This is a genomic window from Myxococcus sp. XM-1-1-1, from assembly GCF_020037095.1.
Lineage (GTDB): Bacteria > Myxococcota > Myxococcia > Myxococcales > Myxococcaceae > Myxococcus > Myxococcus fulvus.
Window position 1 is genome coordinate 16,223 of record NZ_JAIQDH010000033.1, and the last position, 18,931, is coordinate 35,153.

An 18,931-nucleotide genomic window follows, 5' to 3' on the forward strand; every position below is an offset into this window, starting at 1 on the left:
GGGCCGCAATCTTCGGGGGCGCGGGGGCCGGGCCGTTTTGCGGATGGGGGAGGATGCCGGGAATGGTGCGAGCGAGGTAGAGTGCGGTGCCATGCTCCACCCTCCCGTGACTCGGCGTGCATGGCGCACCGCCCTCGTACTCGTCTCCAGTCTGGCCATCGCCTGTGGCGACGACCCGCCACCGCCCACGCCGGATCCGCCGCAGGTGGCCCTGACGGTTCCCCAGGGCAACGTCGCGGGCACCAGCCTCAAGCTCATCGCGACCATCGCCGGCTGCGAGAAGGTCAACACGCTCAACCTCTACGACCGGACCACCTTCCTCAAGGCGTTCCCCTCGGGCGGTGGCACCACCAACTTCGAGCTCCTGGCGTCGGACATCCCGTACTCCAACCCGCTGGTGGGGCTCGCCGCGAGCCTGTCGCTCACGGCCGAGGTGGTGTGCGACGACGGCCGCAAGAACACGTCCCTGCCCCAGCCGGCCACCTTCTTCCCGGTGTCCCGCGCCAATGACGACCCGCAGGGCCTGCAGGTCTACGCCATGCCGCTGGCCATCGACGGCTCGGGCTCCACGGCGACGTTCCTGAGCTGCGCCAAGACGACCACGGGCGGCATCGAGACCATGTACCGGCACAACGCCTCGGGTGGCGCCGCCGGGACGCTGCAGGCCCCGACGCTCTGCAACGCGTCCACCGTCATCACGCCCCGCAACGCGCAGAGCGGCAAGCGCTGGGTCTACACGCCCGGGTACGGCGCGTTCGCCATCGACCGCGACTTCAAGATGACGGCGCGCACGCCGGTGGACCTGGAGGTCAACGACCTGGTCGTCTTCCCCAACGGCGACGCGTTGATCCGCTCCGTCCAGGGCCTCATCTACCGCATCACCCACGACACCCAGGACGGCCTGAAGATCGGCGTCACGCGCTGGGAGTACCAGCGGGAGATCTCCGTGGGAACCCCCGTCGGCCAGTTGTTGATCCGCGGGGATGGCCGCGTGCTCTTCGCCAGCCACATCGAGTACAGCGAGAACCGCGCGGACATCATCGTCGAGGAGTTGGACGGCGGCACGGACTCGGCGGGCGGGACGCTGCAAGCCACGCACATCATCCGGCAGCTCTTCACGTCGAACACCGCCACGCCGCGCCCGGTGGGGCAGTTCAGCAGCGACGGCAGCATCCTCTACCTGGGCTTCGCGCTGCCCGAGGACAAGTCGCAGGTCCTCGCCTGTGTCGCGAACCTGGAGGGCTGCGAGGGCAACGCGTCGAAGTGGGCCACGGGCGTGCTCACCGGAAAGGTGCAGCAGATCGCCACCTACGCCAACGGCAGCCGGGTGGCCGCGGCGACCACGCAGCGCGTGTGGCTGCTGGATTCGAACACCGGCACCATCCGCAACCGGGAGCTGCGCTCGGTGGACGCCAACGGCGCGCTCCACGTGAAGTACCTGCTGCCGGCGAACCCGACCTCGGACCTGTTCTTCCTGAACGCCCCCGCGGCCCAGGGTTCGACGGCGACGCTGCCGGTGGAGCTGGTGGGCGTGGACCAGACGCTGGGGAGCTCGGCCGAGGGCCGTGAGCTCTTCCGCTACCAGGTCTCCGTCTCCATGGGCGCGGCCTTCGACGACAGCGGCCGGCTCTGGATGCGCACCAACCAGAAGCTGCTCGAGCTGCAGACGTCGTCGCAGTACCGCAGCGCCCGGCCGTAGCCGAAGGCCACCGGGAAGGGCGAGCCCTCCGGCCGCCCTTCCCTCCGTGCCGCGTCAGGGCCGCTCGGCGACGAGCAGCGCCTCCACGTTGCCCGCCGGCCCTGGCACGGGCGAGTCCATGACGCCGCGAACGGTCAGCCCCTGCTCGCGCACGAAGGCCGTCACGGTGTCGATGGCGTCCTGCCGCGCGGCGGGGTCTCGCACCACGCCTCCCTTGCCGACGCGGTCCGGGCCCACCTCGAACTGGGGCTTCACCAGCGCGGCCAGGACACCGCCCGGCTCCAGGAAGGGCAGCACCGAGGGAAGCACCTGGGTGAGCGAGATGAAGCTGACGTCGATGACGACGACGCCCACCTTCTCCGGCAGGTCCTCCTCCGTCAGGTAGCGCGCGTTGACGCGCTCACGGGAGCGCACGCGCGGGTCCTTGCGGAGCTTCTCGTGGAGCTGGCCGTAGCCCACGTCGATGGCGTGCACCCGCACCGCGCCATGCTGGAGCAGGCAGTCGGTGAAGCCGCCCGTGCTCGCGCCGATGTCCGCGCCCACCTTGCCGCGGACATCCAGGCCGAAGTGGTCGATGGCGCCCTTGAGCTTGAGCCCACCGCGCGAGACGTACGGCAGCACCTCGCCCTTCAGGCGCAGCTCCGCCTCCACGGGGATGAGGGAGCCGGGCTTGTCCACGCGCTGGTCATCCACGACAACCTGGCCCGCGAGGATGAGCGCCTGGGCCTTGGTGCGCGACTCCGCCAGCCCCCGCTCCACCACCAGCACGTCCACCCGCTCCTTGCGAGGCTTCATCGTCATGTGCCCTCCAGGAGCGCCCGGCCCGCGCGTCGCAAGCCCTCCGCGTCCAGCCCCATCTCCGCGCGCTGCACCCGCGCATCGCCATGGGGGACGAATTCGTCCGGCATGCCCACGAGCCGCACGCGCTGGGACACGCCCTTGTCGGCGAGCAGCTCCAACACCGCGCTCCCCAGCCCTCCGCGCACCGTGCCCTCCTCCGCCACCACCAGCGGCCCCTGACGCGCGGCCTCCAGGAGCGCGCCCTCGTCCAGCGGCGACAGCTCCCGCGCGTCGAGCACGTTCCATCGCGGCTCGTGTCGCGCCGCCTCGAGCGCGGAGAGCGCCAACGGCCCGAGCGTCACCAACGTCAGCTCCGGCTGCGTCGCTCGCACGAGCCACCGGGCGCCCTGGACCGGCGCCTCGCCCACGTGCACCTCGGCAGGCAGCGCAGGCAGCGTGCCGCGAGGGAAGCGGAGCACGGAGGGCAGCGGCGAGGCGAGCGCGGTCTGCAGCATGGGCGCGAAGTCCTCGCCCACCACGGGGGACCATAGCTGGAGCCCGGGCAGCGGGCGCAGCGAGGACACGTCGTACGTGCCCTGGTGCGTGGCCCCATCCGCGCCGACGAGCCCCGCGCGGTCCACCGCGAAGACGACGGGCAGGCCCGGAAGACACACGTCGTGGATGATCTGGTCGTACGCGCGCTGGAGGAACGTGGAGTAGATGCAGCACACGGGGCGAGCCCCCGCGGCGGCGAGCCCCGCGCAGAACGTCACCGCGTGCTGCTCGGCGATGCCCACGTCGTGCACGCGGTCCGGGAAGCGGGCCTTGAGCGCATTGAGCGCCGAGCCCTCCAGCATCGCGGGCGTCACCGCGACGACGCGGGAGTCACGCGCCATCGCGTCCTCCAGCGCCGAGGCCAAGGCCTCGCTGTACGTGCGATGCCCTCCGCGCGAGCGCACCAGCTTGCCGTCGCGCCACTCGTAGGGCCCCATCGCGTGCCCACGCGTCTGGGCATCCGCCTCGGCCGGAGGGAACCCCTTCCCCTTGAGCGTCAGCGCGTGCACCACCACGGGGCGCATGGACGCACGCGCCTCGCGCAGCGCGTGTGTCAGCGCGCCCAGGTCGTGCCCATCCACGGGGCCCAGGTACGTGAAGCCCAGTCCCTGGAAGAAGTCCCGCGCGCCGCGCGTGCGCAGGAGCGAGGGAATGGCGCCCACGTTCGCGCTGATGGACATCTGGTTGTCGTTGAGCACCACCACGAGCGGCAGGTGGCTGCCTCCCGCGTTGTTGAGCCCCTCGAACGTCAAGCCGCCGGTGAGCCCTCCATCCCCGAGCACCGCCACCACGTGGCCCCGGTGCCCCAGCATCCTCCGCCCCTCGAGCACCCCCAGCGCCGCCGACACCGCGGTGCAGGAGTGTCCCGCGAGCAGCGCGTCATGCGGGCTCTCGCGCGGGTCCAGGAAGGGCGCCACGCCGCCGGCCTGCCGCAGCGTGTGCATCTGCGCCCGGCGCCCGGTGAGCAGCTTGTGCGCGTACGTCTGGTGCCCCACGTCGAAGAGAATCGCGTCCGTGGGCGAGTGGAAGACCCGGTGCAGCGCGACGATGAGCTCCACCGCGCCCAGCGAGGCGCCCAGGTGGCCACCCACGCGGCCGCAGATGGAGATGATCTCCTCCCGGAGCTCCGTGCACAGCTGCGGCAGCTCCGCTTCGGGAAGCGCCCGCAGGTCCGTCGGCGAGGCGATGCGGCTCAGGACCTCCGCCGTCAAAGCTTCCGCTCCACCACGTACCGCGCGAGCGCCGCCAGGGGCCCATCCTCACCCTCGAGCGGCCGCACCGCCTCCACCGCCAGCCGCACCTGCTCGTCGGCCAGACGGCGCGACTCCTCCAGGCCCACCACGGCCGGGAAGGTGAAGCGTCCCGCGTCGGCGTCCGCGCCCACGGGCTTGCCCAGCTGCTCCCGCGTCGACGTCACGTCCAGCACGTCGTCGGCGATCTGGAACGCCAGACCCACCGCGTCGCCGTACATCTGCGCGCGCACGAGCGCCTCCGCATCGCCTCCACCCGCGAGCACGCCCATGCGGCACGCCGCGCGGATGAGCGCGCCCGTCTTGAGCCGGTGCATGCGCACCAGGTAGTCCAGGTTCGCGGGTCGGTCCTCGGCGGTGTCCAGCACCTGGCCGCCCACCATGCCCGCGGCGCCCGACGCCACCGCCAGCTCGCGGCACAGCGCGCCCCGCACGGGCTCCGGCCCGTCGGCGAGCAGTCCGAAGGCATCCGTCAGCAGGCTGTCGCCCGCGAGGATGGCCATCGCCTCACCGTAGACCTTGTGGTTCGTCGGCCGGCCGCGACGGAAGTCGTCGTCGTCCATGGCCGGCAGGTCGTCATGCACCAGCGAGTACGTGTGCACGAACTCCAGCGAGCACGCCGCGTCCGCCGCCAGCGCCGACACGAGCGAGGCTTGCGCCACGGTGTCCGCGAAGGTGAGGCAGAGCACGGGCCGCAGCCGCTTGCCGCCCGCGAGCAGCGAGTAGCGCATGGACTCCACCAACCGGGGAGGAGCCCCCGAGGAGGCGAGCCGGTCCGCGCGCTCGAGCAACAGCGACTCCACCCGCGCCTGCTGGGTCCGCAGGAAGGCATCCAGGTCGAACTGAGCCATGAATCGATACTCCTCTGCTGGATGAGCGCTAGGGCGCGGCCGGGGTCACCAGCTCACGGATGCGTCGGACGAGCTTGTCCGTATCCAGCGGCTTGACGAAATAGTCCGCGGCGCCGACCTCGCGACCGCGCTTCTTGTCCTCCGAGTCCCCACGCCCGCTGATGAAGATGATGGGGATGTCCCGGAAGTGCTCGTTCTTCTTCACCGCCTTGCACAGCTCGAAGCCGTCGATCCAGGACATGTTCACGTCCAGGAGGATGGCCTGCGGCCGGCGCAGCTGCAGCGACGCGATGAGCCGCAGCCCGTTGGCCGCCAGCGTCACCTCGAAGCCCTCGTCCTCCAGGGCCGCCGCGAGCAGCTCCCGCGTGTCGCGGTCATCGTCGACGATGGTGATCTTCGGCTTCGACATGCCCGAGCGCGCGTCCCGCACGACCTAGAACGGGACGTCATCCTCGGGTGGAGGTCGCGGTGCGGGCGCCCGGGGGGCCGCCGCCTGCGCCGGAGGTCGGGCCGCCACCGACAGCGGCGCCACCACGTCGTTGCCATCCTCGTCCTGGAGGAGCTGCTCGATTCGCTGCTCCGCCTCGGTGAGCAGCTTCTCACCCCGACGTACCAGCCGGATGCCCTCCTCGAACGCCTTGAGCGAATCCTCCAGCGACAGGTTGCCGCTCTCCAGCCGGCCCACCGTCTCCTCGAGACGGCTCACGACGTCCCCGTACTGACCGGGAACCTCGGCCTCACCTGCCTTGTCCGCCTTGGACGCCTTGTCCGCCTTCGCCACAGCCTTCCACCTCCCCGTTCGGGGCGCGGGACTCTAGAGGGTGGCCCGTTAGCAGTCCACCGGCCCTTTTACCGATGTCACGGTGGCTTCGACTTCTTCACACCCGCCGAGTGTCCTCGCGCCATTCGCCGCGAGCTTGATGCCCAGCTTCTCCCCCACCTCGACATCCGCGACGGAGCGCACCACGCCCCCGTCGCGCTGACGGAACACCACCGAATAGCCGCGTGACATCACCTTCAACGGGCTCATCGCGTCCAGTCGTCCCTCCAGACGCTGGAAACGCCGCTGCGCGTCCGCCAGCGTCCCCTGCTGCAGCGCTCGCAGCCGTGCCTGGTGCGCGGCCAGACGGGCGCGCTCCTTCGCCACGAGCGCCACCGGCGAGGCCCGCTCCAGCCCCAACCGCGCCGCGGACAGCGAAGCCTGCCGCGTCGCCACGCCCGCGCGCGCCGCCTCCGCCAGCCGCATGGCCAGCTTCAACAGGTGCGCGCGCTGCTCGCCCAGCCGAGCCTGCGGGCGCGCGCGCTGCAGCCGCTCCGTCAGCGCGCGCAGCGAGTCCCGCCGCTCGCGCACCGCGGGCCGCAGCACCCGCATCATCGCCTCCACCTGCTCGGACAGGTGCAGCCGCTGGTGGTTGAGGGCCCGCCGCGGGTCCTCCAGGCGCGAGGCGAGCTGTCCCTGACGCTCGCGCAGCTCCAACACCCGGCGCTCCGTGGCCCGCCGCAGCCGCCCGGCCTGCGTCGCGAGCGACAGCTCCAGGTCCGCCAGCACCGGCGCCAGCCGCTCCGCCGCCGCGCTGGGCGTGGCCGCGCGCCAGTCCGCCACGAAGTCGGCGATGGTGAAGTCGATTTCGTGACCGATGGCGGACACCACCGGCACGGGCGAGGCGAAGATGGCGCGCGCCACCTCCTCCTCGTTGAACGTCCAGAGGTCCTCCACCGAACCTCCGCCGCGCGTCACCACGATGACGTCCACGTCGGAGCGGGAGAGCCGCGCGATCGCCCGCGCCACCTCGGGCGCGGAGCCCTCGCCCTGCACGCGCGCGTCCGCCAGCAGGACGCTCAGCCGGGGGTTGCGCGAGTGGAGCACGCGCAGGAAGTCCTGGAGCGCGGCGCCCGTGCGGCTCGTCACCACGCCGATGCGCCGGGGAAGGAAGGGCAACGGCCGGGGCGCCCGCACGCGGCGGTCGCCGATGAGGCCCTCCGCCGCGAGCCGCGCCTTGAGCTGCTCGAAGGCCAGCGCCAGCGCGCCCTCGCCCACCGGCTCCAGCCGCGTGACGATGAGGCTGTAGCGGCCCTGCGGCTCGTACAGGTCGACGCTGCCCTCGGCCAGCACCTCCATGCCGTCGCGCAGCGCGAAGCGCATCCGCCCCGCCATCGACGCCCAGACCTTCGCGTCGATGGAGGCGACGGTGTCCTTCAGCGAGAAGTACCAGTGGCCCCGCGCGTTCGCCCCGCGAAAGCCCGTCACCTCACCGCGCACGATGACGCGCGCGAAGCGGGACTCAATCGTCTGCTTGAGCTGCCGCGTGAGCTCTCCCACGGAGAGCACCGAGCGCTCGGGCTTCGGAGGCGCCGAGGGAGCGCCCTCCAACGGCCCCAACAGCCCGGTGCCGTCCGCGTCCACAGGAGGAGGCGGCGGCGCCTTGCGCGGCAGCGCCACCACCTTGGGCACGGCGGCCACGGCGGGCTCCACCGGCGCGAGCGTCCCGAACAAGTCCCCCTGGAATCCCGACGCGGCGGACGGCGGAACCTCGCCGCCCGCGCCCTTGCGCTTCTTCATCGCGAGAGCTTCTCGACCCAGGTCTTCGCCTTGTCGTGGTACTCGTCGTCCGGGGGCGTCATCGCCACCACGTCCTTGAACTTCGGCAGCGCGTCCTCGGGGTTGCCGTCCTTCATCGCGTAGGCCAGGAAGTACAGCTCCTTCGCCTTCGCCTTCAGCTCGCTGATGATGTTGGACGCGCCCGCGTGGCCCGGGTCCGCCTGCAGCGCGCGGCGCGCGTACTCCATGGCGCGCGCCCACTGGCCGGCGGCCTTCGCGCCCGTGGCGCTCTTGTAGAAGATGGTCGCCGCGCGGGTACCCGCGTTGCGCGCCATCTTGCTCGTGCGCCCGTCGGTGATGTCCTTGTCCAGCGCCATCAGCTTCGTCAGGCCCTTGGCGTCCAGGTCCTCCAGCCGCTTGTACAGGTTGCTGAACTCCGACATCTGCCCGAGCAGCTTCTTGCACTGCGGCGCCTTCGACATGCAGGCGTTGAGGATGGCCACCGCGCCGGACATGTCGCCGTCGACGAAGCGCTGCACCGCGGGCTCCCACGGCTTGGGCGCGGGTCCGACGATGACGGGCCTGGGCGCGTCACGCACGGCGATGGCCTGCACCGCCTGCTCGTTGATGAGCTTGGCGTCGCGGTGGTCCGGGTACGCCTTGAGCACGTCGTCGGTGATGAACTTGGCCTGGTCCAGCTGGTTGGTGTCCAGCGCCTTGCGCGCCTCCACGGAGCGCTTGTCGGCCAGGTCCTTCAGCTCGCGCTTGGCGGCGTTCACCTGCTCGTAGAGGAACTGGCTCTCGCCGGCCTTCGCGAGCGCGGCGGCGGCGTTGCCCAGCTCGTTCTTGATGATGGCGGCGCGCGCCTCCGTCAGCCGCTCCTGGATGGGAATCTCGCGCTGGGCGTGGTCGAGGTAGTCCTTCACGCCGGGGTAGTCGGGCGCCGCGGCGGCCAGCTCCTCGAGCTTGGCCTTGGCCTCCACCCACTTGCCCTCGCGCACCAAGTTCTTGGCGTCCTGGAAGACGGTGCTCAGCTCCTTGCGGACGGCCTCCTGCTGGCCCTTCTGCAGGAGCAGCTGCTCGTTCTGCTTCGCCACCTGCACGCGCGCGACCACGAGGCCACCGAGCAGCAGCACCACCACGCCGCCGCCAATGAGCATCATCTTCTTCTTCTTCGCCAGGACCTCCGGGTCAGGAGGCGCCATGGCCGACGAGCGCGCGCTGCGCACACGTCCACCCTCCACGCGCGGAGGCGGACGCGCGGGGACTCCGCCTCGGCCCGCGGCGCTCGAGGGACGGCTGCGCGACGGCGGCGCGGCCACCATCATGGTGGAGTTGGCCACGTCCTCGAAGCGCAGCTCCGTGTCGCCCAGGGTGATGATGTCCCCGGTGGCCAGGGGGGTCTCGTCGCCAATGGCCTCGCCGTTGACGAGCGTGCCGTTGCCGGACCCCAGATCACTCACCGTCCAGCCACCGCCCGACTTGCGCACCATGACGTGCTTGCGCGACACGGAGGTGTCCGGGATGCAGATGGGGTTGTCCGTGGCGCGGCCGATGACGTACTCGCCGTCCTCCAGGGAGAACTCCTCACCCGCCTTGGGTCCCGCGATGCAGACGAGCCGGGGCGACGCCGCCACGGGCGCGGGCCGAGCAGCGGCCGGAGACGACCTGCGGGTGGCGGGGCGAGCTCCGGTCCCGCCCGAGGGCGTCCCGGAAGGAGGCCTGCGACGAGCAGGAGGGGAACCGTTCGACATGACCAATCACCGACTTCCTGAGAAAGAGCACGAGAGCTACAGCTCGTGCTCGAACGCCTTTTCCTTGGCCAGATTGTGGCAGCGATGCTCTGTCGTAGGGAAGCGCCTGCTGACTTCCTGCAAAGCCGCCCGGGCCTTCTTCGCGCTGCGGAACTGCACACTGCGTTGGAATTCGAGCATGAGCTGGGCACATTGGTGGTCCAGCTCGGAGGAGACCTGGGAAAGCTGATACCGGACGTCCTCGTACAGCTCCGGCCGCGTGTCCAGGGCCTCCAGGGTAATCCAAGCGAAGCGGAACTGCTGCCAGGCCCGGAACAGGTTCTCCGCCCCCACCCCCTTCGAGTCGAAGAAACGCCGGCCCGTCGAGGCATATTCGCGCGCCTGCTCCAAAAGCTGCTCGGGCGGCAATTCCGGCACGGGGATGATTTCCAACCGCAGGTTCCACACCCGCCACGTCTCGTTGCCCGGGGGGTTGCGGACGTTGTCGAAGGCGAAGGTGTTGACGACGCCGCGCTTGAGGGCGCTGGCGGGGAGGATGTGCTCCAGCTCCCGCTCGGCGGTGGTGGTGGTATCCGGTGGCACCCAGCCCAGGTTCACCCCGTTGAGCACCAGGGCGACCTCCTCCTTGGACACGCCGCTGGCCTGGTAGTGCAGCAGGGCCACCGCGCGGGTGGGCGCGACGAACTGGAACTCGAAGGACTTCTGGTCCGGGTGCTCCCAGCGCACCCCCTCCCCCAGCCCGAACGAGTCCGTCACGGCCTCCAGGCCCAGGCTCGAGGGCTCCGCGCGAGCGCCGCCCAGGCCCACCCCTCCGGGCAGGAACACGGCGGCGAGCCCCACCGACACGCCCCCCAGCACCAGGAGCAGCACCGCGCCCGTCAGCAGCTTGCGGGGCAGGGACAGCCCGCGCCACCCGAGCACCAACTGCCCTCCCCGGCTCCGCGACAGCGCCCGTCGCTCGCGCGCACGGTCCGCGGCGGTGGCCCCGGGAGCGGACGCGCTCTTGGCGACGACGGGAGGGGGCGCGAGCGTCGGCGCGTCCTCCACGCCAGGGGCGAGCGCGGCGACGGGCTTCGCGAGCCGGACGATGGGCCGGGTGGAGTCCTCGTCCGCGGGACTCTCCAGCAGCCCCACCGCCGCGAGCGTGGGCAGCGCCAGCTCCGTGCGCTCCTCCGGGATGGACTCCTCCAGCAACCCCGGAGGCATGGCGGTGGCGATGGGCGGCGACACCGCGGCCAGGAGCACGTCGGTGCGCTCCTCCACCGGCGGCGCCAGGGGCACGCCCAGCAGGGCGGGTGAGAGGGTCAGCTGCACCTCGGTGCGCTCCTCGACGGGGAGCACCGGGGGCATGGCGGCGCGGGCGGGAGGGAGGACCTCGGTGTGCTCCTCGCGTGGGAGCACGGGGGGCGGCAGGGGCCGCGAGGTGAGGACCGGCACCATCACCACCGGCGCCAGGTTCAGCTCGGTGCGGTCCTCCTGCGGCGGCGCTGGAGGGGGCACCAACACCGGGGGCACCGGCGGCACGGAGGGGCGCTTCGAGGCGGTCGGCGCCGGCTCGGACAGGGACGCGAGCGACGGCAGGATGGGGAGCGGCGCCGCGGGGGCCACGAGCGGACGCTTGCCGCTGGGCGGGTTCGACGAGGACGGCGCCACGGGAGCGACGGCGGGGAGCTCTCCGGTGGGCAGGTACTCCTGGTCCGGCTGCTCCAGCACCACCGAGGGCTGCGGGGGCGCGCGGCGGATGGGCCGCGTGGCGTCCACGTCCCCATCCGGCGGCACCCACAGGAAGGTGAACTCCACCGGCCCCACGCCGATGCGGTCCCCGTCGCGCAGCAGCTGCTCGCCCTTCAGCAGGTTGCCGTTGAGCGCCGTGCCGTTGGAGCTGCCGTTGTCCTCGGCGTAGTACTGCCCGTCACGCAGGACGATGCGAGCGTGCTGCCGGGAGACGCCGTGGTCATGCAACACCACGTCGTTCTCCGAGGTGCGGCCGATCTTGACCTCGGCCTGCTCGAAGACGAGCTCGCGTCCTTCCTGGAGCCCCTTCGTGATGGAGAGGAGAATCGGCAGAGGACTTCCCCCTACGCGAGCTCACCGAAGAAGAACTGGAACACGATGGGTCCGAAGAGGACCATGAACACGGTCGGGAAGATGCAGGCGATGAGCGGGAAGAGCATCTTCACCGGCGCCTCGCCGGCCAGCTTCTCCGCGCGCTGCGTGCGGTCGATGCGCATCTGCGTGGACTGGATGCGCAGCACCTTGCCCAGGCTCGTACCCATCTTGTCCGCCTGGATGAGCGCCGTGACGAACGTCGTCAGCGACGGCAGGTCCACGCGCACAATCATGCTCTTGAGGGCCTCTTCACGCGTCTTGCCCATCTTCAGCTGCTTGAGCACCAGCTGCAGCTCCTCGCGCAGCGGGCCCGCCTTGCCCTTCTCCACCACCTTCGCCAGCGCCGCGGTGAAGTCCAGACCGGCCTCCACGGACAGCGTCAGGAGGTCCAGGTTGTAGGGCAGCGCGCGGCTGATGAGCAGGTGGCGCTTCTTCACCTGGTCGTTCAGCCACAGGAGCGGGTAGTACATGCCGAACAGCAGGAACAGCAGCGACCAGACCAGGTTCTGGCCCAGGCCGTTGAGCATGAACAGGCCCATCAGCAGGCCGACGACGGCGCTGACTTCCTGCAGCGCCATCATGTCCTCGGGCTTGTAGCCCTGGGGCTCACCGGCCTTGATGAGGTTGCGGCGCGACTTCGCCTCGTAGCTGGGCCAGATGAACCGGCGGTTCATGGCACCCAGCCGGCGGATGGCCACCGAGCCGAAGCCCTTCATGCCGCCCTGGGACTCGTCGCGCACCTCCGACAGGAAGCGCTCCAGGAGCACCTGGTACAGACCGATTCCGAGGAAGCCCACCGCGCCTGCGAAGAGCAGCGCCGAGCTTCCGACCAACACTTGCGTCAGGATATCCACCGGGCACCCCTCAAATGTCGATGTTGACGATGCGCCGGATGATGAGGATGCCCATCACTTCCATGATGGCGATCAGCACCACGAGGATCCACCCGAAGTAGTGGTTCATCATGGGCTCCATCAGGTCCGGCCGCATGTAGTTGAGCACCATGCCGAGCACGCCCGGCATGGCGGCGACGATCCACCCCTGCAGCTTGCCCTGCGAGGTGAGCGCGTCGATCTTGCCTTCCAGGCGGAAGCGCTCGCGAATCACCGTGGAGATGGTCTCGAACATCTCCGCCATGTTGCCGCCCAGCTGGCGCGCGATGTTGGTGGACACCACCACCAGCTCCAGGTCGTCGCTGCCCACCCGGCGGCCCATGTTGATGAGCGCCTCTTCCAGCGGCACGCCCAGCTTCACTTCCTTCACGAACAGGCCGAACTCCTGCGACAGCGGAGGCATCGCCTCGCGCGCCACGTGCTCGATGGCCTGCGGGAAGGTGAGGCCGGCCTTGAACGCGTTCGCCATCGCCTGCAGCGCGTCCACCAGCTGGACGTTGAACTTCTTGATGCGCCGCTTGCGGTAGTGCTTGACCATGATCATCGGCAGGAAGAAGCCGAAGACCGTGGCGATGACCGCCAGGATGGGGTTGAAGATGATGTAGGTGAGGATGCCCAGCAAGCACATGCTGGCGATGTTGAGGACCAACATCTGCCGCGCGTCGATGAACAGGAACATGTCGCTCAAGTCGTTCATCGACTTGGCGACGTAGCGCTCCTGGTACTGCTCGTACGCCTTCGAGAGGACGCTGAAGATCACCAGGCTGAAGAAGAAGACCGAGCCGGTGACGAGGAGGAGGACGATTCCTGCGAGCATGGGCGTGCTTCCCTGAGGACGAGGGCGCCGTGGCGCCGACTACTGGGCGCCCGCGGCCGCGGCCTTGTCGCCACTGCCCTTGATGATCTGGATGATCTCCCGGCGCTTGGCCTCCAGCACGCGGGTGCGCTCACCCGACAGGAGCGTGCTGATGGTCGCGCGGCCGCGCTCCTCGATGAGGTCCACGTCGTCCTCGTTGCGCAAGGACAGCGTCAGCGCGCCGAGCTCCGCCGCGAGCACGAGGATCTCCGCCTCTTCCGGCAGCACCATCAGCGACACGTTGTTGTAGTCGCGCTGGCCTTCCGGGATGAGGTTCACGTTGGTGGTGCCGGTGATCTTGCCGGTGGCCACCACGATGATGTTCTGCAGCAGCGTCACGCCGACGTTCTCGTCCGTCTGCGGGTCGCGGAACGTGCCGATGATGTCCACGTGGTCGTTCGGGCGGATCCAGCCACCGACGGAGGTGGTGTTCTTCGCCTCGATGGTCATCGCGCGCATCTTCTTCTGGACCTTCGAGGACAGGCGCTCGGCGGCCTTGGTCGTCTCGAACTGGCTCCACAGCAGCGGGTCACCCGCCTGCAGGGCCACCAGCACCTTCTGGTTCACCACGTACGACGCCGAGTCCGGACGGACCACCGACGAGGTGACGAACTGCTCGGGGACCGAGCGCTGGGAGATCATCTCGAAGGTGATGACCGTACCCTCGGGGACATCCTGAGCCGCCACGACGACGGGCACCAGGTTCCAACCGCGGCGGACATCCGCCTCCTTCTTCTTGATGGCGGAGTACGCGATGACGCCGGCCAGAAGGCCGAGCACGAGCGCGACGACGAGCGGAGTCTTGCCCTTCAGCATGGTTCAGGAACCTCCAAAACGGGGGGGCGCCGTTCGGCGGCGAAGGCGTTCGAGGGGTGTTGAATTCCAAAAAGGCGCACATCGGCGCCGACGGCGCGGGATGTTAGCCGTGCGATACAGCAGGTGTCAAAACCACCTCCCGCGACAGCACAGAATCCCGCGCCAACCCTGTCGAATCGCTGGGTTGCGTCAGCGGTTCCTGAGGCCGTTGATGGCGGCGAGGTCCTCGGCGGTCAGCCCGTTGTATTCGGTGATGCTGTAGAGCGCATCCTGGACCACGTCGGCGTCATCCTCGTTGGCGATGACCTTGTTCTCCAGGAGCTGCAGCAGCCTCACGATGTCGGGGTCCGTGGACACGGGGCCCAGCTCGAAGGTGCCCCCCTCCTCGGAGGGGCCACGCGCCTCGTTGAGGCAGTACATGTGGAGCGGGACCAGGAAGACCTCTTCCTCGCTGCCGCCATCCGTGCCCGCGTCGACGCCGCCGGGGCCCGTGCCCGTGGGGGGAACCGTGATGGGCTCACGGCCGATGAGCATGCCGTTCTGGATGCGGCTGGGCGCCGTGTTGAGCACCACCAGCCCCGGCTCGAACGTCACCTCGACGGGGCTACCCGTGGTGTTGCGCAGCGGCACGCAGACCAGCACCGCGGGCCCCGTTCCGATGGGCGCCACGCCGTTGCCGCAGTCCTTCGTGGCGTCGCTGGCGCCGTACGGCACCCCGGCGAGCTCCACGCCCGGAGGGAAGACGAACGTCTTGCCCACCGGCCGGCCCGGGTCCTCGCCGAAGCCGGGCCGCACCAGGTTCACGCCCGCGTCGAAGGTGAAGCCGCCATCCCCGCCGCCGCCACCGCCCCCGTCGTCGTCATCACTGCACGCCAGCACCCCTGCCCCGACACCCACCGCGACGACCATCCACTTCCAGGCCGCATGCGCCATGTCGCGCTCCTTGTCCTCGTCGTTGTGCGCAGGCGACTCCTCCGGCCACGAGCCACTGCGTCATGAGGTATCCCGAGACTCGCCGAGTCCCGGGTCCTCGGCAACACCGACGCGCAAGGAACGCGTCAGTGTCCAGCTGTGTGCGAAGGATGCGGCGATTCGAGGGGCGACGCCGAGGGCTGCTGCATGGGCGGAAGGTCCGGATTGTAGAGGCCGCGCAGAATCAATTCCCGCCCCCGCTCATCCAGCAGCATCGCGGGCTCGCCCTCCCGCAGGCCGACCATGCGCACGCTGAAGCCCACTCCGTCCGGCGTGACGTGGACCCACAGCGCTCCAGGCACCAGCGTGGCGGGACGGTCGTCATCCGACTCCAGCCACTCCAGCCGCATGGGCACGGCGCTCAACGCGCGCGTGCGCACGCGGTCGTTCACGGGCCCCGCCACCTCGAGGGCCGTGCTCCAGTCCCCACGCTCCGTGGGGACCTCTCCGTGCGCCTGGAGCTCCTGCACCATCGTCAGATGGACCCGGCGCCCCACGCGGAGGATGGACAGGTTGGCGGTCTCCTCGGCGCGAGCCTCGCGCAGGGGCCGCCCATCGCCCGCCGCCACCGCGCCCACCACGGCCACCAGCACCGCGCCCGACGCCCAGAGCGGCGCGGAGTGCCCGCGCACCAGCGCCCAGACCAGACGCAGCACCGCGAGCACCGCCACCACGGAGCCCCCGAGCAGCGTCCAGCGCGGCAGGGGGCCGACATGGAACGCGTGTCCGAGGACTCCGACGACGTGCCGCCATTCGGGGACGGAGACGTACAGCACGCCCCCCGCCATCGCGAGGAAGGCGGCCGCGTGCACCAGCCTCAGTCCCAAGGGGGACGGCGCCCCCACCGTGCTCCGGTCCGTCACGGGAACGGCAGGTTCAGCACGAAGTAAAACGAGTCGTAGTAGATCTGGTACGAGCGCATGAACAGGTCGATGACGTTCGACTGCACGTCATCCGTCCACCGGACCTTGACCGACCCGCCGATGATGAGCGCGACGACGAGGACCCAGTTGAGGATGGAGTATTCGACCATGGCCTGGCCGCGCTGGGAGGCGCGCCGGCGCTGCGTCTTGGGGATGCTCATGGGGAGGCTTCCTCCGGGGCCGCGTCCTGCGGCGCGTCCATGTCGGGCAGGTTGGGGAACACACGGTCCGCGTACTCCAGGCGGACCTTGGGGGCGGACGGAGGCGGCAGCACCATTCGCGGCTTGGCGTCGATACCGTACTCCGCCACCTCCATCGAATGGGCGATGCCTGGAATCTCCATCTTCGCCAGTTGCATCAACGGAATCTCGCGGGAAATCCACATCCGCTTGACGACGGTCTTCTTCACGACCAGTTCGATCTGCACGGCCGACACCGTCCCCGCCAGCGTCATCACCCGCATCTCCTTGCTGGAGCGTAGCACGGGCTTGAGCCCCGCGGGCAGCGGCTCCTTGTCCTCGTCCGGGTGCGGCAGCTTGTCGTCCTTGGCCTCCTGCCCCATCTTCTTCATGACGTGGTCCAGGGCCTCCTGCGAGTACTCCTGCGGACGGTCCGTGGGGCCGCCCACATAGAGCCGGGAGATGGCGTCGTACTGGATCTGCTCGCCCTCGCGCGCCACCAGCATGCGCATCTGCATCAGGGGCGACTTCATGGCCGGGTGCGTGCCCGCCTCCATCTCCACCCACACCGCGTCCCGGCCCTGCTTGTCCTTCTCCTCCCCCACCACCGCCATGCGCCAGTAGTAGATGCGCTGGCCACCCGCGCCGCCGTCGAAGCGGTAGGTCACCCAATCGCCCACGCGCGTGTTGCGCGCGCCGCGCGTCAGGTGGTTCATCACCTCGCGCGCCGCGGGGCTCTCCTCCGCGCGCGCCGACGCCGCCATCAGCACCACCGCCAGGACGGCCCACGTCGCCCTCATTTGCCCGTCCCCTTCGTCTTGGCCTTCTGCTCCTGCTCGTAGGCCTCGCGGCTCTTGCGGACCGCGTCGTCGTTGGGCACCGCGTCCGGACGGTCCGAGCCCACCCAGGTCTGGAGGACGGTCGACATGCCCTCGTCCACCTCGGAGATGGTCGTCATCACCTGCTCGCCCTTGCGCGCGTGCTCCATCGTCACCTGCGTGCCACCGCCCAGCTTCGTCACCGTGCTGCGCACCGGCGAGAACCCCTGGCGCTCCAGCTCCGCGTCCACGCGGCGCTGCACGTCGTTGAGGTCCCCCGTCACCAGGGACGTGCGGTTCTGCGAGCCGCCCGGGTCGTCGCGCGTGGCCAGGTCCTGGCTGTAGAGCGTGCCCTCCAGCTTGACCAGGCCCTGCGGCGGCGTCTTCGGCGGACGCGACCACAAATCGCGCAGCGCCGTGAAGCCCACCGTCTTGCCCGCGTGCATGCGCAGCACCACCCCGCGCTGCAGGCCCTCGCGCGTGAAGAGCGCGGAGACGACGGCCTCCTCCTCCATGTCGCCCTCCACCACGGTGGGGTAGCCCTCGTCGCGCCACTTCTGCGCGAAGTAGGCCACCACCTTCTTCATGGGGTCGGTCGTGGTGAAGTAGGCCAGGCGGTAGTACTCCCCGCCGATGACCAGGTCGTTGCCGATGCGGGTGTGGACGGTGCCCGGATACACGGGCACCTGCTGCTCGGCCGCGCGCGCCGGCCCGAAGGCCCCCAGCGCACAGCCGAGCACCAGCCCGAGGGCCGCGGCCCTACTCGCAGCGAATCTTGTTGTCCTGCTCATCCTTCTTCGTCGCCTCTTGGTTGGCGTCCGGGTCCGACGGGTCGTCGGCCATGGCCTTCTTGCAGCCCATGAAGTGCGGACCGCGGGCCATGAACAGCTTGATGTAGTTGCTGTCCCCGTACGTCATCTCATCGCGGAACGGCGCCGTGTCGAAGCAGTCCGGCCGGTCGTTGTCCAGCAGGTCGCGCATCGCGTGCAGACCGCTGCTCGCCGAGCTGTCGTACCCCGTCAGGCCGTTGCAGTTCCCCTTCTGCTGGGGATCGATACCGTAGTTGCGGGCGACGACATAGGTGCCGAAGAAGTTCGGCAGGAAGCTCCCCAGGAAGCTGAGCACGCTGCCGACGCTGCCATCCAGCGCCTGCGTCAGGCCCAGGAACTTCATCCGCCCCACCTGCACGTGCATGCCGTGCGGGTCGCTGCCCGAGCGGTGGTTGCCCGCTCGCCTGTCTCGCACCACCGCGTCGCCGCCGTCCGGCATGTTCCAGCCGTTGGCGTACATCGAGTAGCGCGAGCGCATGGGGATGCTCGCCAGGTCCTGCCCGCCGAAGGTGTCCGACTTGAAGAAGCCGCCCTGCCCCGACTCGTCCAGGTAGCTGCGCGGGATGATGACGTTGTCGAAGTTCATCGTGACTTCGGACTCGACCCATCCCTTGTTGTTGAAGCCCCACATGTTGAGCACCGAGCCGGCGCCCGAGTTGAGCATGCCAATCACCCCGGCGCCCAGCCCGCCACCCTCTCCCGTGCTGCCGGGACCGCCCAGCATCCCGGACTCGAGGAAGGGAATCTCCTTGTTGGTGATGGTGCCCTGCACGTTGCCGTAGCGGGCGATGAACGTGCCCACCGTGCCGTTGGGCTCCACCGAGTCCATGTCCTTGTAGCGCTCGACCAGCTCGGTGTGCGCCTCCTGACGTGCGTCCTCGAAGGCGTTGTCGTGGTTGCCCTTGGCGAAGTCAGACAGGGAGTAGCTGGTCATCTCCCAGACGGCGTAACGCGCCATCTCCTGGAGCTTCAGCTTCGCCCGGACCAACTCCGTCAGGTACATGCTGAACATCAGAATCATGACGAGGAGCGGCACGGAGAGCGCGAACTCGACCGTGGCGGCACCGCGCCGGAAACTCTTGCGGGACATGGGGGCTCTCATCGCGG

18 protein-coding genes are annotated in these 18,931 nt (G+C 69.9%); 1 reads left to right on the forward strand and 17 read right to left on the reverse strand.

The annotated features are described in order from the left end of the window. The first annotated feature begins 91 nt into the window (after positions 1 to 91). Positions 92 to 1,699, forward strand: coding sequence for a hypothetical protein (locus tag K8640_RS38605; protein WP_223751668.1), 1,608 nt, complete (start codon positions 92 to 94; stop codon positions 1,697 to 1,699). A gap of 54 nt (positions 1,700 to 1,753) precedes the next feature. Here the strand turns inward: K8640_RS38605 and K8640_RS38610 are convergent, their stop codons facing one another. The 17 genes from K8640_RS38610 to K8640_RS38690 all read right to left on the reverse strand — a co-directional run bounded on the left by K8640_RS38610 (position 1,754) and on the right by K8640_RS38690 (position 18,914). Continuing rightward, entirely contained in the window at positions 1,754 to 2,494 is a 741-nt protein-coding gene (locus tag K8640_RS38610) for a TlyA family RNA methyltransferase (protein ID WP_074955495.1), read from the reverse strand. 2 nt (positions 2,495 to 2,496) lie between these two features. After that, positions 2,497 to 4,245, reverse strand: coding sequence for a 1-deoxy-D-xylulose-5-phosphate synthase (locus K8640_RS38615; RefSeq protein ID WP_223751669.1), 1,749 nt, complete (start codon positions 4,243 to 4,245; stop codon positions 2,497 to 2,499). Next, positions 4,242 to 5,135, reverse strand: a complete 894-nt coding sequence (locus K8640_RS38620; protein ID WP_223751670.1) for a polyprenyl synthetase family protein — start codon at positions 5,133 to 5,135, stop codon at positions 4,242 to 4,244. Before K8640_RS38620 ends, K8640_RS38615 begins: the two co-directional genes overlap by 4 nt. 28 nt (positions 5,136 to 5,163) lie before the next feature. Next, a complete protein-coding gene (locus K8640_RS38625; protein ID WP_223751671.1) occupies positions 5,164 to 5,544 on the reverse strand; it encodes a PleD family two-component system response regulator in 381 nt (126 codons plus the stop codon). A 24-nt stretch (positions 5,545 to 5,568) separates the two neighbouring features. Further along, the gene (gene xseB / locus K8640_RS38630) at positions 5,569 to 5,916 is read right to left on the reverse strand and encodes an exodeoxyribonuclease VII small subunit (RefSeq protein WP_046714739.1); all 348 of its coding nucleotides are present in this window, start codon (positions 5,914 to 5,916) and stop codon (positions 5,569 to 5,571) included. A 48-nt stretch (positions 5,917 to 5,964) separates the two neighbouring features. Then, complete coding sequence (gene xseA, locus K8640_RS38635; protein ID WP_223751672.1) at positions 5,965 to 7,695, reverse strand: exodeoxyribonuclease VII large subunit; 1,731 nt, start codon at positions 7,693 to 7,695, stop codon at positions 5,965 to 5,967. Then, positions 7,692 to 9,428 carry an FHA domain-containing protein gene (locus K8640_RS38640; protein ID WP_223751673.1) on the reverse strand — a complete coding sequence of 579 codons (1,737 nt, stop codon included), beginning with the start codon at positions 9,426 to 9,428 and terminating at the stop codon, positions 7,692 to 7,694. Before K8640_RS38640 ends, xseA begins: the two co-directional genes overlap by 4 nt. Positions 9,429 to 9,464: 36 nt before the next feature. After that, positions 9,465 to 11,495: an FHA domain-containing protein gene (locus tag K8640_RS38645; RefSeq protein ID WP_255653821.1), complete on the reverse strand. Its 2,031-nt coding sequence runs from the start codon at positions 11,493 to 11,495 to the stop codon at positions 9,465 to 9,467. Between the two features lie 11 nt (positions 11,496 to 11,506). Next, positions 11,507 to 12,373, reverse strand: a complete 867-nt coding sequence (locus K8640_RS38650; RefSeq protein ID WP_223751674.1) for a type II secretion system F family protein — start codon at positions 12,371 to 12,373, stop codon at positions 11,507 to 11,509. Positions 12,374 to 12,401: 28 nt separating this feature from the next. Then, positions 12,402 to 13,247 (reverse strand): type II secretion system F family protein, encoded by an 846-nt coding sequence (locus K8640_RS38655; RefSeq protein WP_141324761.1) that lies wholly within the window; start codon positions 13,245 to 13,247, stop codon positions 12,402 to 12,404. A gap of 39 nt (positions 13,248 to 13,286) precedes the next feature. Continuing rightward, entirely contained in the window at positions 13,287 to 14,102 is an 816-nt protein-coding gene (cpaB, locus tag K8640_RS38660) for a Flp pilus assembly protein CpaB (protein ID WP_046714742.1), read from the reverse strand. A 189-nt stretch (positions 14,103 to 14,291) separates the two neighbouring features. After that, positions 14,292 to 15,035 carry a hypothetical protein gene (locus K8640_RS38665; protein WP_223751675.1) on the reverse strand — a complete coding sequence of 248 codons (744 nt, stop codon included), beginning with the start codon at positions 15,033 to 15,035 and terminating at the stop codon, positions 14,292 to 14,294. A 125-nt stretch (positions 15,036 to 15,160) separates the two neighbouring features. Further along, entirely contained in the window at positions 15,161 to 15,901 is a 741-nt protein-coding gene (locus K8640_RS38670) for a hypothetical protein (protein ID WP_223751676.1), read from the reverse strand. Positions 15,902 to 15,933: 32 nt separating this feature from the next. Continuing rightward, positions 15,934 to 16,158: a hypothetical protein gene (locus K8640_RS38675; protein ID WP_046714745.1), complete on the reverse strand. Its 225-nt coding sequence runs from the start codon at positions 16,156 to 16,158 to the stop codon at positions 15,934 to 15,936. After that, positions 16,155 to 16,976 (reverse strand): hypothetical protein, encoded by an 822-nt coding sequence (locus K8640_RS38680; protein ID WP_141324758.1) that lies wholly within the window; start codon positions 16,974 to 16,976, stop codon positions 16,155 to 16,157. The genes K8640_RS38675 and K8640_RS38680 overlap by 4 nt, the downstream gene beginning before the upstream one ends. Next, a complete protein-coding gene (locus K8640_RS38685; RefSeq protein ID WP_223751677.1) occupies positions 16,973 to 17,785 on the reverse strand; it encodes a hypothetical protein in 813 nt (270 codons plus the stop codon). The genes K8640_RS38680 and K8640_RS38685 overlap by 4 nt, the downstream gene beginning before the upstream one ends. Next, on the reverse strand, positions 17,754 to 18,914 hold the full coding sequence (locus K8640_RS38690) for a TadE/TadG family type IV pilus assembly protein (RefSeq protein WP_223751678.1): 1,161 nt from the start codon (positions 18,912 to 18,914) through the stop codon (positions 17,754 to 17,756). The genes K8640_RS38685 and K8640_RS38690 overlap by 32 nt, the downstream gene beginning before the upstream one ends. Positions 18,915 to 18,931: the final 17 nt, after the last annotated feature.

Coding starts and splice junctions, on each gene's coding strand:
- K8640_RS38675 (WP_046714745.1), bottom strand. CDS start 16,158: ATGAGCATCCCCAAGACGCAGCGCCGGCGCGCCTCCCAGCGCGGCCAG.
- K8640_RS38690 (WP_223751678.1), bottom strand. CDS start 18,914: ATGTCCCGCAAGAGTTTCCGGCGCGGTGCCGCCACGGTCGAGTTCGCG.
- cpaB (WP_046714742.1), bottom strand. CDS start 14,102: ATGCTGAAGGGCAAGACTCCGCTCGTCGTCGCGCTCGTGCTCGGCCTT.
- K8640_RS38610 (WP_074955495.1), bottom strand. CDS start 2,494: ATGAAGCCTCGCAAGGAGCGGGTGGACGTGCTGGTGGTGGAGCGGGGG.
- K8640_RS38665 (WP_223751675.1), bottom strand. CDS start 15,035: ATGGCGCATGCGGCCTGGAAGTGGATGGTCGTCGCGGTGGGTGTCGGG.
- K8640_RS38680 (WP_141324758.1), bottom strand. CDS start 16,976: ATGAGGGCGACGTGGGCCGTCCTGGCGGTGGTGCTGATGGCGGCGTCG.
- K8640_RS38620 (WP_223751670.1), bottom strand. CDS start 5,135: ATGGCTCAGTTCGACCTGGATGCCTTCCTGCGGACCCAGCAGGCGCGG.
- K8640_RS38605 (WP_223751668.1), top strand. CDS start 92: ATGCTCCACCCTCCCGTGACTCGGCGTGCATGGCGCACCGCCCTCGTA.
- K8640_RS38625 (WP_223751671.1), bottom strand. CDS start 5,544: ATGTCGAAGCCGAAGATCACCATCGTCGACGATGACCGCGACACGCGG.
- K8640_RS38685 (WP_223751677.1), bottom strand. CDS start 17,785: ATGAGCAGGACAACAAGATTCGCTGCGAGTAGGGCCGCGGCCCTCGGG.
- xseA (WP_223751672.1), bottom strand. CDS start 7,695: ATGAAGAAGCGCAAGGGCGCGGGCGGCGAGGTTCCGCCGTCCGCCGCG.
- K8640_RS38640 (WP_223751673.1), bottom strand. CDS start 9,428: ATGTCGAACGGTTCCCCTCCTGCTCGTCGCAGGCCTCCTTCCGGGACG.
- K8640_RS38655 (WP_141324761.1), bottom strand. CDS start 13,247: ATGCTCGCAGGAATCGTCCTCCTCCTCGTCACCGGCTCGGTCTTCTTC.